The following is a 14,370-nucleotide window of genomic DNA, read 5'->3' on the forward strand; positions in this document are numbered from 1 at the left end:
TCAGGCCCGCAGCCGGTCGTTGGCCGGATCCCAGAGGGGTTGATCCTCTTGCACCACAGCGGGGTATTTCTGACCGTAGATTTCGACCTCCAACGCGGTGCCCGGATTTGCCAGTTCCGACTTGATCATACCCAGCGCGATGGATTTGCCCACGCGATAGCCCCATGCGCCGGACGTCGTCTCACCCACGATCTGATCGCCTTGCCAGATGCAGGACATATAGGGCGCGTCGCAGTCACCTGCCTCGACCGTCAGAGTCACGAACGACTTCTTCACCCCCTGCTGCTTTTCATTCAGGATCGCGGCCTTGCCGGGGAAATCCTGCGGCTTGTCTAGTTTGACAAAACGCCCAAGCCCGCCTTCCAACAGCGAGTAATCGGTGGACAGATCGCCCTTCCACGCGCGGTAGCCTTTTTCGATCCGCAGCGAGTTCAGCGCATACATGCCAAACGGCGTGGCACCAGCCTCAAGGATCGCGTCATAGATCGCAGGCATGTCGTCGTTCAGAGCGTGAACCTCCCAACCCAGTTCGCCAGCAAAGGATACGCGGATCAGATAGGCGGGTTTCCCTGCCACAGTGGCGGCCTGATGGGTCAGCCAGCCCAGCGACAGGTCGGCATCGGTCAGACCCGACAGGATCTCACGCGATTTTGGGCCGGTGACGATCAGCGTGTCGCGTGTGGTGGTCACATCCTCGACACTGACACCTGAGGGCATCGCATTCACCAGAATGTCCCGGTCATGCCATTGCGCGGTGGCGGCGGTGATCATGACGAACTCATCCTCACCCAGACGCAGGCAGGACATTTCGGTCAGGATGCGGCCCCGGTCGTCGGCGATATAGACCAGATTGATCCGGCCCACCTTGGGCAAACCGCCAGTAACCAGCCCGCGCAGCGCCTCGGCAGCACCTTCCCCCTTGACCATGAAGCGCGAGAAGCCCGGCAGGTCCAGCACGCCGCAATGATCACGCACGGCCTCGCATTCTTCTTTGATCCGCTGCTCCCACGGGCCCGAGCGGCCCCATGTATGCGTCGCATCCAGCGAGGTATCGTCGCCCGGCTTGGCGAACCAATTGGCGCGTTCCCAGCCGTTATAGGCACCCATCACGCCACCCAGTTCCTTGATCTTGTCATGGACCGGAGACAACTTCTTGTCCCGCGCTGCAGGCCATTCATGATGCGGGAAGTGCATGGCGTATTCGTTGCCGTAGACCTCCATACCCTTCTGATTGCAGTAGTCCTGATCGGTGTAGTCGGTGTAGCGGCGTGGATCGACGGCCCACATATCCCATTCGGTCGCGCCATCGACGATCCATTCGGCAAGCACCTTGCCTGCGCCACCGCCCTGCGCGATGCCGAAGGTAAAGGTGTGCGCCTCAAACGCGTTGCTTACGCCGGGCATCGGCCCGATCAGAGGCAACCCATCCGGCGCGTAAGGGATCGGGCCATTGATGACACGTCCAACGCCCGAAGTTGCCATCAGCGGCACCCGCTCCATCGCGTCAGTGACGATGTCTTCGATCCGGTCCAGATCATCGTTCCAAAGCTGGAAGCTGAAATCCTCGGGCATCGGATCGTCTTCGGTCATCCAATGGCCCTTGCAGTTGGGTTCATAGGGACCAAGGTTAAAGCCGTTCTTCTCCTGCCGCAGGTAATACGAGATATCCACGTCGCGCAGCAGCGGCAGCTTGCCGCCGTTTTCCTTCGACCATGCCTCAACCTCGGGGATTTCGTCGGTCAGCAGGTACTGGTGGCTCATGACCATCGCAGGCACCGTGCGCCCGCCAAAGGGTTTGAACCATTCCCCCACGCGCTGCGCATAGTATCCGGCGGCGTTGACCACATAGTCACAGTCGATATCGCCCTTATCGGTGTGAACGGTCCATGTGCCATCGTCGTGCTGTGTCACCCCGGTTGCCGGGCAGAAACGGATGATCTTTTGCCCCATGTCCCGCGCGCCTTTGGCCAGAGCCTGCGTCAGCTGCGCCGGGTCGATGTCGCCGTCGGTCGGATCGTACAGAACGCCCTCAAGATCATGGGTTTCAAGGAAGGGATAGCGCTCTTTGGCCTCTTCCGCTGTCCACATCTCCATCGGGATGCCCTGATAGCGGCCCATGGACAGGGCGCGTTCGAACTCCTGCATCCGTTCCTTGCTATGCGCCAGTCGGATCGAGCCCGAGACGTGGTAGTTCATCGGGTAATCGACCTCATCCGCCAGCCGCGAATACAGCTCGGTCGAGTAGCGCTGCATGTTCATGATCGCCCATGAGGTCGAAAAGGTCGGCACATTGCCCGCCGCGTGCCACGTCGAGCCCGCTGTCAGTTCGTTCTTTTCCAGCAGAACGCAGTCGGTCCAGCCCTTCTTGGCCAGATGGTAAAGCGATGAACAGCCGACGACGCCGCCGCCGATGATGACCACACGGGCCTTGGTTGGAAAATCACTCATGGTTTTGCTTCCCTGTTAGTGTGCCCGCTGGGGCAGATCGTCTTTGATGTCGTAGTAGTCGCCCTTGTCGGCGACGAAGATATGTTGGGCGAGTTTCAAGCCGGTGGGCTCGTCCAGAGACCCTATTGAAACCGCAATCGTGTCCTCATCATTATGCTGCCAAAACAGGAACGAGCCGCAGGCGCTGCAAAAGCCGCGCTTGGCGATGTCCGAGGCGCGATACCAACCCAGCGTCTCGCTGGAGGTAAAGCTGAGGTTGTCCTGATGGGTTTCGCAGGAGGCCCAGAGATGACCCGATTGCCTGCGGCATTGGCCGCAATGGCAGGCGTTGGGTGCGGCGAGGTCTCCGTCGATGGTGAACGCCACCTTGCCGCAGAGGCAGGAACCGGTGTGCATGTCTTTACCCCCTTGCTGTAGGCGTTGCGCTGGTACCCAGCAACACACCGTAGATGATGAAACAGGTCGCCATCACGCGGCGGACCCAGATATTGAACACAGCGCCCAGCGCGGCCTTGCCCATCAGCGCGCCCAACAAGGTAAATCCGGTGTAGCTGAGCGTTGTGATGACCAGAGCGGTGGGCATGATCACTCCCATCTGCTGCCAGACCGGAACCTCGGGTTGAACGAATTGCGAAAACGCCGCCAGATACCCGGCCACGCTTTTGGGATTGATGGTCGCCACTGCCAGTGCGTGCAGATAGACGTGGCGCGCGGGTCGCTCGGACGCGGGCGCGGGTTTGCTGGCATTGATCCAGCTGCGGATGCCCATCCAGATCAAGAACCCCGCGCCGATCAGTTTGGCGATGAAAAACCCGGTGGGTGACGCCGCGATCAGCGCCGTGACGCCCAGCGCGGACAGGATCAAAAAGGCGCTGGCCTGTGTCAGGATCGCCAGCACGCCCAACATAGCCCTGGCAAAGGGCAGGCTCATTCCGTTTGAGATGCAATTGACCGCATTCGGCCCCGGTGTGGTGACGAACACCATCCAGAACAGAGCGAATATGGTCCAGGCCTCGAAGCTCATTCAATACACCGGCGGGGCGATGACCCAGATGGCCACGGCGGGCTCATCATAGGGGTTCGCCCAGTGATAGGGTTCGTGTTTGATACGGAAACTGTCGCCCGGCCCGACCGAGAACTGCCGTCCTCCAATCGTTAGGTCCAACCGCCCCGAGATCATATAGCCCACCTCTTGCGTCGGACGATTGGCAGGGGTCTGCATCTGCGAGCGGGGCTCGAAGGTGGAATGCACCATCTCAAAATCATCGGTCAGATCGGGTGAGAGCAATTCCTCGATCAGTCCTTCCTCACCCGATCCCATTGGACGGCGCGAGCCTGCGCGGACGACATATCCCTGTTCGGCCGCCGGGGCGGCAGAATGGGCAAACAGCATCGACATGGGCACGCCCAGACAATCGGCCATCTGTCGCAGGTCCGAGATGGACGGGTCAGACATATCCCGCTCGACCTGGCTCAGCCAGCCGACCGAGCGGCCCAACCGCGCCGCGATCTCGCTCAGCGTCAGTCCGCGCGCTTTGCGCAAGGCGCGGATATCGGCACCGAGGGTCGCGCTTTGGGGGGCCTGCGAGTTCAATTGCCGCTCCGCGTTGTCGTGAAATTTCATCCCTGTTTTTCACGATGGCGCGAATCGATGAAAAAACCAAGCGTTTTTTCACTTGGGTCACGCGGCCGGGTTCGGTATCGGTCACGCATGTGGATAGCAGTGATGTATCTGTGGGCGATCAATACCCTGACTCTGCTGGCCTTTGGCTGGGACAAACTTCGCGCGCGGCGGCGCAAGCGCCGGGTGCCGGAACGCCGCCTTTTGTGGCTGGCGGCGCTGGGTGGCGGCCCCGGAGCCGTGGTTGGGCGCTGGATTTTTCGCCACAAAACCCGCAAAGGCCGGTTTTCAGCATGGCTGTTTGCAATTCTGATAGTTCAGGCCGCTGCTTGCTATGCGGCCTTCACCTATCTGCCCCCGTTGCTGGGCTAACCGACCTTAACGCGCAAACACATCGCGCAAGATGGCAGCGAGCTCATCAGCATCCGCTTGGGTAAACGCATCTGGTAGATCGCTGTCGATATCAAACACCGCGATCACCTCACCCTGCGAGTCAAAGACAGGCAGTACCAGTTCCGACCGGGTCGAGGACGCACAGGCGATATGACCAGGAAAAGCCTCCACATCGGGTACAATTTGCACTTCTCCGGTGCGGGCTGCTGCTCCACAGACGCCGCGTGCAAACGGGATCACCAGACAGCCATGTCCGCCCTGATACGGCCCGATCTTCAACACCTCGGGCTCGGTCACGCGATAAAACCCGGTCCAGTTGAAGCGGTCATCGCTGTGATGCACCTCGCAGGTGACAGTGGCCATCAGGGCGACCTGATCCGTTTCGCCTTCGGTCAGGGCGGCGATGGTTTTTGCGAGGGTGGAATAGTCAACGGTCATGGCAGCACTTTGAGGCAAGGGTATCAGGGGGCGCTGCCCCCTCATGAGCCGGTGGCTCAATTCACCTCCGCCGTATTTGGAACAAGAAGAATGGTCAAACGCGTTCTATGGCAATGGCGGTGCCTTCGCCACCCCCGATGCAGATGGCCGCAACGCCGCGTTTGAGGTTTCGTTTCTCGAGCGCATTCAGCAATGTGACCATGATCCGCGCGCCGGATGCGCCGATGGGATGGCCCAGAGCGCACGCGCCGCCATTCACGTTCACCTTGTCGCGCGGCAAACCCATTTCGTGCATGAAGGCCATGGGCACGACGGCGAAGGCCTCGTTCACCTCCCACAGGTCCACATCATCAGTGGTCCAACCGATCTGCGTCAGCAGTTTTTGCGCGGCAGGCACCGGGGCAGTCGTAAACAGGCCGGGGGCCTGTGCGTGGCTGGAATGGCCCAGAATACGGGCGCGGATGGTCAGGGCTTGCGCCTGGGCGGCTTCCTCCGACGCCAGCACCAAGGCCGCAGCCCCGTCCGAGATCGACGAGGCATTGGCCGCTGTCACCGTTCCATCCTTGCGGAAGGCCGGTTTCAGGGTCGGGATTTTCTCGGGCCGGGCCGAAAGAGGTTGCTCGTCGGTGGATTGTGTGACGTCCCCTTTGCGCGTTTTCAGGGTAACAGGCGTGATCTCATCCGCAAAGGCGCCGGTTTCTTGTGCCTCGAGCGCGTTCGACAGAGACTGCAGCGCGTAGTCATCCTGTGCCTCGCGGGTGAACTGATAGGCCTCGGCACAATCCTCGGCGAAGGTACCCATCAAACGCCCCTTGTCATAGGCGTCCTCGAGCCCGTCCAAAAACATGTGGTCAACCACCTGCCCATGGCCGATCCGGGCGCCGCCGCGCATTTTGGGCAACAGATAGGGGGCGTTGGTCATGCTCTCCATCCCGCCAGCAACCATCGTGTCTGCGTGCCCCAAGGCGATCTGGTCATAGGCCATCATCGCAGCCTTCATTCCCGACCCGCACATCTTGTTGAGGGTGGTCGCGGGAACCTCTTCACCCAGACCGGCGGCGAAACCTGCCTGCCGCGCAGGGGCTTGGCCCTGACCCGCGGGCAGGACGCAGCCCATCAGCACCTCGTCCGCAGTATCGGCCCCGGCGCCCTGCAAGGCGGCGCGGATTGCCGTTCCGCCCAGATCAGCGGCGCTGATGCCATCGAACATCCCTTGAAACCCACCCATCGGGGTCCGTGCTGCACCTGCGATTACAACTTGCTTCATCGGGAGGCTCCTTTTCTGCTTTTCCGTATGGATGGATACCGAATGGTAAGAATTGGCGTCTAGCGTATTTCTACGCATGATTTGCAATTCAGAGGACCGGCGCGCATGAGCCTGACCAGCAAAACAACCGACTCGGCCCAGATTATCACGGTGCATTCCGACCGGATCGACGCCGCCATGGCCATCCAATTCAAGGAAGAGATGCGGCAAGAGGCCGAAGGCGGTGCTGCGCGGGTGGTGCTAGATCTGACGAGGGTGGAATTCATCGACTCCAGCGGTCTCGGGGCGATCGTCGCCGCCATGAAACAGCTTGGCAGTGATCGCAGGCTGGATCTGGCGGGGTTGCACCCCTTTGTCGAAAAGGTTTTTCGCCTGACCCGTATGGACACGGTTTTCAAGCTATACCCGACGCTGGGCGACGCGCTTGCGTCCACCGCCGACTGAGCCCGCAGATCGAATGAATAAGCGCCCTGCCCATGTGTACCGGTAACTGCCTGGATCTTCAGTTCTCAGCCACAGCGTCCGATGCCAGCGCGGGCATCGCTCAGCTCAGCGCCTGCCTGAAAGCGCAAGGCCTGCCCGCGCACAAGGCGGGGGACGTAAAAATCGCGCTAGCCGAGGCAATCAACAACGTGGTCGAGCATGCCTATGCCGGGGTCACACCCGCTCAGGTCAAGGTGCGGTGTCGGCTGAACCAAGACTGGCTTGAAATACTGATTTCGGACACCGGCAACCCTCTGCCCGGATTTCGGGTGCCCGAAGGCATGCCGGCGGCGCTGGGGTCATCGCGCGACGAACTGCCCGAGGGAGGATTTGGCTGGTTCCTGATCCATGAATTGACCAGCGATATCCGGTATGAGCGCAGCAACGGCTGCAACAGGCTGTCCCTGCGCTTTGATTTCCCGGACGCCGAGTGACAGGCAAAAGGTCACAATAACGCCCAAATCGAACCATTGTCGCGCCGCAAATCAGGGTCATACTTTTACCTGTAGCTCAGATAGCTTCCCTCGGCGCCAAGTGTCACAGCCCCCACCCAGTGAACGGCGCCGAGGAATTTCCCCTTGATTTGACTGGACAATAGATCGACGCGCGATACCTTCGGCGCGAGTTATTGGGGAATACTTTTATGCGCGATTTTCACGTTCCGGGTCGGTCCGAAGTCCTGTCAACGGAAGGCATGTGCGCAACATCGCACCCGCTGGCTGCGCAAGTTGCGATAAGCATTCTGGAACAGGGCGGTAATGCGATGGATGCCGCGATTGCGGGCGCAGTTCTGCTGGGACTGTGCGAGCCACAGATGACCGGATTGGGCGGAGATTGCTTTGTCCTGTTCAACCGTGCTGGTGAAACCAAAATCCGCGCCCTTAACGGATCAGGCCGCGCTCCCGCGATGGCCAATGCGGACGCCTTGCGCTCACAGGGTCTGAATGCGGTTCCCCTGACCTCGCCCGAGGCGGTGACAATACCAGGCGCGGTCGATGCCTTTTGCCACCTGGCCGAAACCGAGGGCCGGATCGGGTTGGATTCGGTCCTTAGCCCTGCCATCCACTATGCGGATACCGGCGTGCCTGTGGCCCCGCGCGTGGCTTTGGACTGGAATATTGGAGCAGCCACGCTGCAAGGATCCGCGCGAGATCACTACCTGATCGACGGCAAGGTCCCCAAAACGGGGCAAATCTTCCGCTCTCCGGGTCAGGCAGAAGTTCTACGCCAAATCGCACAACACGGGCGCGATGCGTTTTATACCGGCGACATTGCCGAGGACATGGTTGCCGCACTGTCGCAATTGGGCGGTGTTCACACGATCGAAGATTTTCGGACCACCCAATGTACCGTCACCCTACCAGTCAACAGCAGCTACAACGGTGTCGAGATGTACGAACACCCCCCCAACGGTCAGGGGGCGACGGCGCTTTTGTTGTTAAATATCCTGAAAAATTTCGACCTTTCCGGGATGGAACCGTTCAGCGCGGAACGTATTCATATCGAGGCCGAGGCCTCAAAACTGGCCTATGACGCGCGTAATCGCTTTATCGCCGATCCTGATCACGCCACGCAGGCTGAAAAGTTCACCGATCAGGCGCTGGCAGATCAGCTCGCCGCCCTGATCGATCCTAAGCGGGCGATGCCAGCCGCCGCTCCGCTGACCGAGGCGATCCACAAGGATACGGTTTATATTACCGTCGTCGATCGGGATCGGATGGCCGTGTCTCTGATCTATTCGATCTTTCACAGTTTTGGGTCGGGCATCGCCTCACCGAAATACGGGATACTGCTTCAAAACCGGGGCGCTGGCTTTACCTTGCAGGCCGGACATCCGAATGAGATGGGGCCGGGCAAGCGCCCGATGCACACAATCATTCCCGGTATGCTGAAACAGAACGACCGCATCACCATGCCATTCGGCGTAATGGGCGGATCGTTTCAACCCACCGGACACGCACGCCTGTTGTCCAACCTGACGGATCACGGGTTGGGATTGCAGGACAGCATCGACGCCCCGCGCGCCTTCGCCGATGGAAACGTTATGAAACTGGAACGCGGAATTCCGCCCAGCGTCGTGCAACAATTGTCAGATCTGGGCCACAACGTTCAAATCCCGGAAACGCCACTGGGTGGAGCGCAGGCTATCCGAATCCGCGATGACGGTGTTCTGGAAGGTGCCAGCGACCCCCGAAAAGACGGTTGCGCTCTTGGCTACTGATCCTGAACGCGCACGATGCGCCGATCAGTTTAGGTGGAAATGCAGCGGGTATGCGCCGTTTTCAAACGGGCCGAACATGTCTGGAATATCAGGATGTTCCACCGGCTCGCCGGACTGATCGGCAACCAGATTTTGTTCAGAAACATAAGCAACATAGAAGGATTGGTCGTTTTCGGCCAACAAATGATAGAACGGCTGATCCTTGATCGGGCGGCTATCTTCGGGGATGGCCTGATACCATTCTTCGGTGTTCGAGAATTCCGGGTCCACGTCAAAAATCACCCCTCGGAAGGGATGTTTCTTGTGACGGACCACCTGGCCCAATTTGTACTTGGCATGTGTCTTCAGCATATCTTCAGCCCCCAAAGAACTTACTACTCTTTTCCCGGCGGAAATGCCAATCAATGATCGGATTTTAAGGGAAACAGTCTGTGAACCTTCTACTAACAGTGTTCGAAATTGCGGCTCCGGTCTTTCTTTTGGCCGGGATCGGATTTGCGTGGGTCAAGCTGGGGTTCGAATACCGGCTGCAATTTGTGACCCGTCTGGGCGTTACGCTGGCGGTGCCCTGTCTGATCTTTGTCGCCCTGATGCAGACCGAGATCACAGCCACCGAGTTGACGCGGTTCACGTTGGCGGCCATCACCGGACATGTGGTGCTTGCGGTGGCCTTTGGCCTGTTCGTGCGGCTCAGCGGCTTGGATCGCCGCACATTTCTGGCCCCGCTGATCTTTGGCAACACAGGCAATCTGGGGGTGCCGCTGTGCATCTTTGCCTTTGGGCAGGCGGGGCTGGGATTTGCGGTGGTTTTTCTGGCTGTAACGGCGCTCTTTTCCTTTACCTATGGGATCTATCTTGTGGCGGGCAAAGGTGCGTTCGGCAAAGCCGCGCGCGAACCGATGGTCTGGGCCACCCTGCTGGGTGCCCTGTTCCTGTGGCGCGGTTGGGAAACGCCCGTTTTCCTGACCAATACGCTGGACCTGCTTGGGCAAATGGCCATCCCCCTGATGCTGATCACGCTGGGCGTGGCGATCGCGCGGCTGACCTCGCGCAGTTTGGGACAGGCGCTTTGGCTGTCTGCGCTGAAACTGGCGGTGTGCTTTGGGCTGGGCTGGGGCATCGCGCTGGCATTTGACCTGGATAGCGTCGCGTTTGGCGTTCTGGTCCTGCAAATGTGCACCCCGGTGGCTGTGACCTCGTACCTGCTGGCCGAACGGTTCGAAGCGGACGCAGACGCCGTCGCAGGCCTGGTTATGGTGTCAACTGTCCTGTCTGTGGGCGCGTTGCCTTTAATTCTAGCTATTGTGTTGTAGCGATTGTGATTTCCTAAAGGCTCAATCTGCGCTAGAATGAAGAAAAAAGGCACGAGGCACATGAGCAGAATTCTTATCGTACTCTTCGGGGTGCTGCTTTTGGCATCCTGTAGTGGTGGCTCCAAACAGCCGCCCAGCAAGCTAAATGACGCGTGCAGCATTGCGCGTGAACGTCCTGATTTTATCAAAGCCTTCAAAAGCACCGAGCGGAAATGGGGTGTCCCCGTCCACGTTCAGATGGCGACGATCTATCAGGAAAGCCGCTATCGCCACGATGCGCGCACCCCGCATAAATACGTGTTGGGTGTCATCCCGATGGGCCGTCAAAGCAGCGCCTATGGGTTCAGTCAAGCTTTGGACGGCACGTGGGAGGAATACCAGCGCGAAACCGGCAAGCGCCGCGCCAAGCGCGACCGTATCCGCGACGCGTCGGATTTCATCGGTTGGTACATGAACAAAACCAACCAGCGCAACGGCATCCAGCTGCATGACACCCGCAACCAGTATCTGGCCTATCACGAAGGCCATACCGGCTACGCTCGTGGGAGCCATTACAGCAAAACATGGTTGTTGAACGTGGCCAATGATGTGGACGCGCGCGCCAAACTCTATCAGGCACAGCTGGCGGGCTGCCGAATTTAACAGCCCAGCGGGTCAGCGATCGCCTGACCCGCTCCGCGTCCTTTTCGTGAACAGGTCGCTGTTCAGCTTGCCATCAGTTTCCAGCTGCCCCAGCAGAACGGTCGTTTGGCTGCCTGCGTTATCGTGGATCACCCATTTGCGCAGTTCGACCGGATCACCGGTAAACATCAGCTCGATCCGACCCGAATCCGGGTTCTTGGGATCCTGCGCCGTCACGACCGTGGCGGTACCGTCAAAATCGTGACCGACCACCATATTGGCCTGTCCCAGATTCACATTCCGCGCCAGCACCAGCGACAGGGGCGTACGTTTTAGTGGATATTGCTCAGCCGGCTGGTTGGACTTGGGATCAAATATCTGAACGGTTCCAGCCCGCGCCAGTACCACTGCGCTGTTGGGCGGATCATATTCGAACCGCATCTTGCCAGGGCGTTCGATCCACAATTTCCCGGTGCTGAGCGAGCCATCGTCGTTGACCTGCGTGAACGTGGTCTCAACGGTTTTCAGCTCGTTCAGGTAGTTTGATATCTGCGATAGCGGCAGCTTGTCCGCCGCCCACGCGGCGGGTGCGGACAATGTCAAAGCAAGGGCAAAAGCAATCTGTTTCATGAGGCACAGATAGGCCTTCTGCCCTTGTTATTAAATATCCTATTGCTCGGGGACGAGGATTTCGCGCTTTCCGACGTGATTGGCAGCGGAAACAACGCCTTCGTCCTCCATCTGCTCAACCAGACGCGCGGCTTTGTTGTAACCGATGGCAAGTTTCCGCTGGATATAAGAGGTCGAGCACTTGCGATCCTTGATCACAATCGCCACAGCCTGATCATAGAGAGCGTCCTCGCCATTGGTGTTGCCACCGGTATTCAGGCCAAGAACTGCATCGATATTGTCGGCCTTTTCCTCGGCCGGACCATCGACGACACCGCTCATGTAATCGGGCGGGCCGAACTGTTTCAGGTGGTTGACGATTTCTTCGACCTCTTCGTCCGACACGAACGGGCCGTGGCAGCGAGTGATCTTGGCCCCGCCAGCCATATAGAGCATGTCGCCCTGCCCCAGCAGTTGCTCGGCACCCATCTCGCCCAAAATGGTGCGGCTGTCGACTTTCGAGGTCACCTGGAACGAGATCCGGGTGGGGAAGTTTGCCTTGATCGTACCGGTGATCACATCGACCGAAGGCCGCTGCGTCGCCATGATCAGGTGAATACCCGAGGCCCGTGCCATCTGCGCCAGACGTTGGATGCAAGCTTCAATCTCTTTGCCCGCGACCATCATCAGGTCGGCCATCTCGTCGACGATGACGACAATGTAGGGCATCGCCTCGGGCGCGAATTCTTCGGTCTCGAAGGTGGGTTCGCCGGTTTCATCGTCAAAGCCCGTTTGGACCGTGCGGCTGAACATCTCGCCCTTGGCCAACGCATCCTTCACACGGCCATTATAGCCCGCGATATTGCGCACGCCCATCTTGGACATCTTGCGATAACGATCCTCCATCTCGCCAACGACCCATTTCAGGGCGACAACCGCCTTTTTCGGGTCGGTCACAACGGGCGACAGCAGATGCGGGATACCGTCATAAACAGACAGTTCCAGCATCTTGGGGTCGATCATGATCAGGCGGCATTCATCAGGCGTCAACTTATAGAGCAGCGACAGGATCATCGTGTTGATCGCCACCGACTTACCGGACCCCGTGGTCCCTGCGATCAGCAGGTGAGGCATCTTGGCAAGGTTCGCCACGACTGACTCACCGCCGATATCCTTACCCAAGGCCAACGGCAGCGCATGGTTGCCGTCGCCGAAATCACGGCTGGCAAGGATTTCACGCAGCACCACCATCTCGCGATTTTCGTTGGGCAGTTCGATGCCGATGACCGAGCGCCCTGGCAAGGTCGAAACACGCGCCGACAGCGCCGACATCGAGCGTGCGATATCGTCGGCCAAACCGATCACACGGCTGGCTTTCAGACCGGGCGCGGGCTCTAGTTCGTACATAGTAACAACCGGACCCGGGCGAACACTGACGATCTCCCCCTTGACGCCATAGTCATCCAGAACGTTTTCCAGCATCCGGGCGTTTTCCTCCAACGCTTCATCGCTGAGGTGATGGCGTTGAATGTTCGCCGGGTTGGCCAGCAGGCCCAAAGGCGGCAATTCGAAATCGGAATGCTTGTCCTCGAACGACAGCGCAGGCTGCGCTTCGGCCTGCGCGCGGCGCGAAGGCTGAGGCGCGCGGCGCACAGGTTGCGCGACAACCGGTTTGCGTGGCTCCGCCACGGGGATTTTCATCGCGGGCCGAGACTGCAGCGCAGGCTCGGGCGTGTCCTCGAATACGGCGTCGTCATAGTCCGGCTCGGGCGCGAAGTCCTGATGTAAGGGCTCCTGCCATTCGGTCGGTTCTGCCGTCAGCATCGACTTGGGCGGCAAACCAGTCGAAGTCATCGGCGGTTCCGGCGGCAATTCGCCCGCATCTGAGTTCAGGATCAACGGATCAGGCCCACGCCCCCGCCCCTTGGTCAGCGGCAGGTTCGGGTCATATTCGGGCGCCATCTCACCCGCGGCGACCTTGCGGTTGCGTACAGCGGCGGAAATCTTCGACCGGATGCGGTCCTCGCCTGGCATCTCGTCAACATCGACCAGAGATTCCCGGTCAATGAGTTCGGGCTCGGGCATCGGATCGGGGCGGCGGATCAGATCGGGGATGCGTGACAGCAGGCCCGGTTTCGCGGGCTCGGGCGCGGTCAGCGGCGGTTCGTCAAAGACCGGGTCGGCGTAGGCCAGTTCATCTTCGAATACAGCCTCCGCGGCCTCGGCGCGCGCGACCTTGCGCTCATCCCATTGCGCTCGGCGATCACGGGCGGCCTGCGCGGTCGCGGCGGCCCCACGACCCAGCAGGTTCATCAACCCGTCATAGGACATAACCAAACCCAGCAGAAACGCCCGGAATCCTTTGCGCACATCGTCGCGCGTGAAGCCCAGAACAAAAACGCCCAGCGCCAGCATTCCGAGCGCCATGGCCAGTGACATCAGCTTGACCATGAAATGCGATGCGACCGGCAACAGTGTCAGCAACGCGCCCATGACGGTGTCGCCAAACAGCCCGCCCAGACCAAAACTATGGGTCGAACGCCAAGCCTCATCGGGCACCAAAGTCGCTGCATAGACCGAGACGACGGCAATCCAAATCGGCGCAAAGATCAGCCGTGCAATCGCGCGATCCTCGCCAAAATGCCCGGCAAAGCGCACGCCCCAGCCGATCAGGACCAAGGCGATGCTCCAACTGCCCCAGCCCACGATCATGAACAAGGGTGCCGCGATCGAGGCCCCAATCCGCCCCATCCAGTTCTGCACCGGCGCATCGGTCGAGACCATCCAGTTCGGATCATCCGGCGTGTAGGACCAGATCATCGCCGCCGAGGCCAACCCCAGCAGGATCAAGGCAATCCCGATCAGCTCTTTGCTGCGCCGTTCAATGGCGGCTTGCGTTGTACTGTCCAGCAATGGATCGCGGTTGCGCGCGTTCAATGATGCCATTTTGCCCTCG

Annotated in this window: 15 protein-coding genes; 6 read left to right on the forward strand and 9 right to left on the reverse strand. The window is 59.7% G+C overall.

Going from position 1 to position 14,370, the window contains the following annotated elements; translation table 11 throughout:
- The 4 genes from GOV79_RS18810 to GOV79_RS18825 are packed head-to-tail and all read right to left on the reverse strand — an operon-like array spanning nucleotide 1 to nucleotide 4,072.
- A complete protein-coding gene (locus tag GOV79_RS18810) occupies nucleotides 1–2,448 on the reverse strand; it encodes a GcvT family protein (RefSeq protein ID WP_170791187.1) in 2,448 nt (815 codons plus the stop codon).
- Nucleotides 2,449–2,463: 15 nt separating this feature from the next.
- Nucleotides 2,464–2,844 (reverse strand): GFA family protein, encoded by a 381-nt coding sequence (locus GOV79_RS18815; RefSeq protein WP_170791189.1) that lies wholly within the window; start codon nucleotides 2,842–2,844, stop codon nucleotides 2,464–2,466.
- A 4-nt stretch (nucleotides 2,845–2,848) separates the two neighbouring features.
- On the reverse strand, nucleotides 2,849–3,472 hold the full coding sequence (locus GOV79_RS18820; RefSeq protein WP_170791191.1) for a LysE family translocator: 624 nt from the start codon (nucleotides 3,470–3,472) through the stop codon (nucleotides 2,849–2,851).
- Nucleotides 3,473–4,072, reverse strand: a complete 600-nt coding sequence (locus tag GOV79_RS18825; RefSeq protein WP_237218064.1) for a helix-turn-helix domain-containing protein — start codon at nucleotides 4,070–4,072, stop codon at nucleotides 3,473–3,475. It abuts the gene before it with no gap.
- A gap of 102 nt (nucleotides 4,073–4,174) precedes the next feature.
- Between GOV79_RS18825 and GOV79_RS18830 the strand changes: the two genes are divergently transcribed.
- Nucleotides 4,175–4,441 carry a DUF1294 domain-containing protein gene (locus GOV79_RS18830; protein ID WP_237215654.1) on the forward strand — a complete coding sequence of 89 codons (267 nt, stop codon included), beginning with the start codon at nucleotides 4,175–4,177 and terminating at the stop codon, nucleotides 4,439–4,441.
- Between the two features lie 6 nt (nucleotides 4,442–4,447).
- Here the strand turns inward: GOV79_RS18830 and GOV79_RS18835 are convergent, their stop codons facing one another.
- Together GOV79_RS18835 and GOV79_RS18840 are read right to left on the reverse strand one after the other, a co-directional pair.
- Complete coding sequence (locus GOV79_RS18835) at nucleotides 4,448–4,900, reverse strand: free L-methionine (R)-S-oxide reductase MsrC (RefSeq protein ID WP_170774774.1); 453 nt, start codon at nucleotides 4,898–4,900, stop codon at nucleotides 4,448–4,450.
- Between the two features lie 94 nt (nucleotides 4,901–4,994).
- Entirely contained in the window at nucleotides 4,995–6,167 is a 1,173-nt protein-coding gene (locus GOV79_RS18840) for an acetyl-CoA C-acyltransferase (RefSeq protein ID WP_170791194.1), read from the reverse strand.
- A 105-nt stretch (nucleotides 6,168–6,272) separates the two neighbouring features.
- On the opposite strand from GOV79_RS18840, the gene GOV79_RS18845 reads away from it, so the two are divergent.
- From GOV79_RS18845 to ggt, 3 genes are all read left to right on the forward strand, one after another.
- Complete coding sequence (locus tag GOV79_RS18845; protein ID WP_170791196.1) at nucleotides 6,273–6,611, forward strand: STAS domain-containing protein; 339 nt, start codon at nucleotides 6,273–6,275, stop codon at nucleotides 6,609–6,611.
- Between the two features lie 32 nt (nucleotides 6,612–6,643).
- The gene (locus GOV79_RS18850) at nucleotides 6,644–7,084 is read left to right on the forward strand and encodes an ATP-binding protein (protein WP_170791198.1); all 441 of its coding nucleotides are present in this window, start codon (nucleotides 6,644–6,646) and stop codon (nucleotides 7,082–7,084) included.
- Between the two features lie 209 nt (nucleotides 7,085–7,293).
- Nucleotides 7,294–8,871, forward strand: coding sequence for a gamma-glutamyltransferase (gene ggt / locus GOV79_RS18855; RefSeq protein WP_170791200.1), 1,578 nt, complete (start codon nucleotides 7,294–7,296; stop codon nucleotides 8,869–8,871).
- Between the two features lie 24 nt (nucleotides 8,872–8,895).
- Here the strand turns inward: ggt and hspQ are convergent, their stop codons facing one another.
- Complete coding sequence (hspQ, locus tag GOV79_RS18860; RefSeq protein WP_170774786.1) at nucleotides 8,896–9,222, reverse strand: heat shock protein HspQ; 327 nt, start codon at nucleotides 9,220–9,222, stop codon at nucleotides 8,896–8,898.
- Between the two features lie 80 nt (nucleotides 9,223–9,302).
- Here hspQ and GOV79_RS18865 point away from each other — a divergent pair, with 80 nt between their 5' ends.
- Both GOV79_RS18865 and GOV79_RS18870 read left to right on the forward strand, forming a co-directional pair.
- Complete coding sequence (locus GOV79_RS18865) at nucleotides 9,303–10,184, forward strand: AEC family transporter (protein ID WP_170791202.1); 882 nt, start codon at nucleotides 9,303–9,305, stop codon at nucleotides 10,182–10,184.
- A 60-nt stretch (nucleotides 10,185–10,244) separates the two neighbouring features.
- Entirely contained in the window at nucleotides 10,245–10,826 is a 582-nt protein-coding gene (locus tag GOV79_RS18870) for a transglycosylase SLT domain-containing protein (protein WP_170774790.1), read from the forward strand.
- A gap of 12 nt (nucleotides 10,827–10,838) precedes the next feature.
- Here GOV79_RS18870 and GOV79_RS18875 read toward each other — a convergent pair whose 3' ends face one another.
- Together GOV79_RS18875 and GOV79_RS18880 are read right to left on the reverse strand one after the other, a co-directional pair.
- Nucleotides 10,839–11,435 carry a LolA family protein gene (locus GOV79_RS18875; protein WP_170791204.1) on the reverse strand — a complete coding sequence of 199 codons (597 nt, stop codon included), beginning with the start codon at nucleotides 11,433–11,435 and terminating at the stop codon, nucleotides 10,839–10,841.
- 39 nt (nucleotides 11,436–11,474) lie between these two features.
- On the reverse strand, nucleotides 11,475–14,360 hold the full coding sequence (locus GOV79_RS18880) for a DNA translocase FtsK (protein ID WP_170791213.1): 2,886 nt from the start codon (nucleotides 14,358–14,360) through the stop codon (nucleotides 11,475–11,477).
- Between the last annotated feature and the right edge of the window lie 10 nt (nucleotides 14,361–14,370).

This window comes from Ruegeria lacuscaerulensis (assembly GCF_013034745.1).
Lineage (GTDB): Bacteria > Pseudomonadota > Alphaproteobacteria > Rhodobacterales > Rhodobacteraceae > Ruegeria > Ruegeria lacuscaerulensis_B.

Excerpts from the sequence above, each read along its gene's own strand:
- GOV79_RS18815 (WP_170791189.1), bottom strand. The coding sequence starts at position 2,844 with ATGCACACCGGTTCCTGCCTCTGCGGCAAGGTGGCGTTCACCATCGAC.
- GOV79_RS18830 (WP_237215654.1), top strand. The coding sequence starts at position 4,175 with ATGTATCTGTGGGCGATCAATACCCTGACTCTGCTGGCCTTTGGCTGG.
- GOV79_RS18810 (WP_170791187.1), bottom strand. The coding sequence starts at position 2,448 with ATGAGTGATTTTCCAACCAAGGCCCGTGTGGTCATCATCGGCGGCGGC.
- GOV79_RS18850 (WP_170791198.1), top strand. The coding sequence starts at position 6,644 with ATGTGTACCGGTAACTGCCTGGATCTTCAGTTCTCAGCCACAGCGTCC.
- GOV79_RS18875 (WP_170791204.1), bottom strand. The coding sequence starts at position 11,435 with ATGAAACAGATTGCTTTTGCCCTTGCTTTGACATTGTCCGCACCCGCC.
- GOV79_RS18820 (WP_170791191.1), bottom strand. The coding sequence starts at position 3,472 with ATGAGCTTCGAGGCCTGGACCATATTCGCTCTGTTCTGGATGGTGTTC.
- ggt (WP_170791200.1), top strand. The coding sequence starts at position 7,294 with ATGCGCGATTTTCACGTTCCGGGTCGGTCCGAAGTCCTGTCAACGGAA.
- GOV79_RS18835 (WP_170774774.1), bottom strand. The coding sequence starts at position 4,900 with ATGACCGTTGACTATTCCACCCTCGCAAAAACCATCGCCGCCCTGACC.
- GOV79_RS18840 (WP_170791194.1), bottom strand. The coding sequence starts at position 6,167 with ATGAAGCAAGTTGTAATCGCAGGTGCAGCACGGACCCCGATGGGTGGG.
- GOV79_RS18880 (WP_170791213.1), bottom strand. The coding sequence starts at position 14,360 with ATGGCATCATTGAACGCGCGCAACCGCGATCCATTGCTGGACAGTACA.
- hspQ (WP_170774786.1), bottom strand. The coding sequence starts at position 9,222 with ATGCTGAAGACACATGCCAAGTACAAATTGGGCCAGGTGGTCCGTCAC.
- GOV79_RS18825 (WP_237218064.1), bottom strand. The coding sequence starts at position 4,072 with ATGAAATTTCACGACAACGCGGAGCGGCAATTGAACTCGCAGGCCCCC.
- GOV79_RS18845 (WP_170791196.1), top strand. The coding sequence starts at position 6,273 with ATGAGCCTGACCAGCAAAACAACCGACTCGGCCCAGATTATCACGGTG.
- GOV79_RS18870 (WP_170774790.1), top strand. The coding sequence starts at position 10,245 with ATGAGCAGAATTCTTATCGTACTCTTCGGGGTGCTGCTTTTGGCATCC.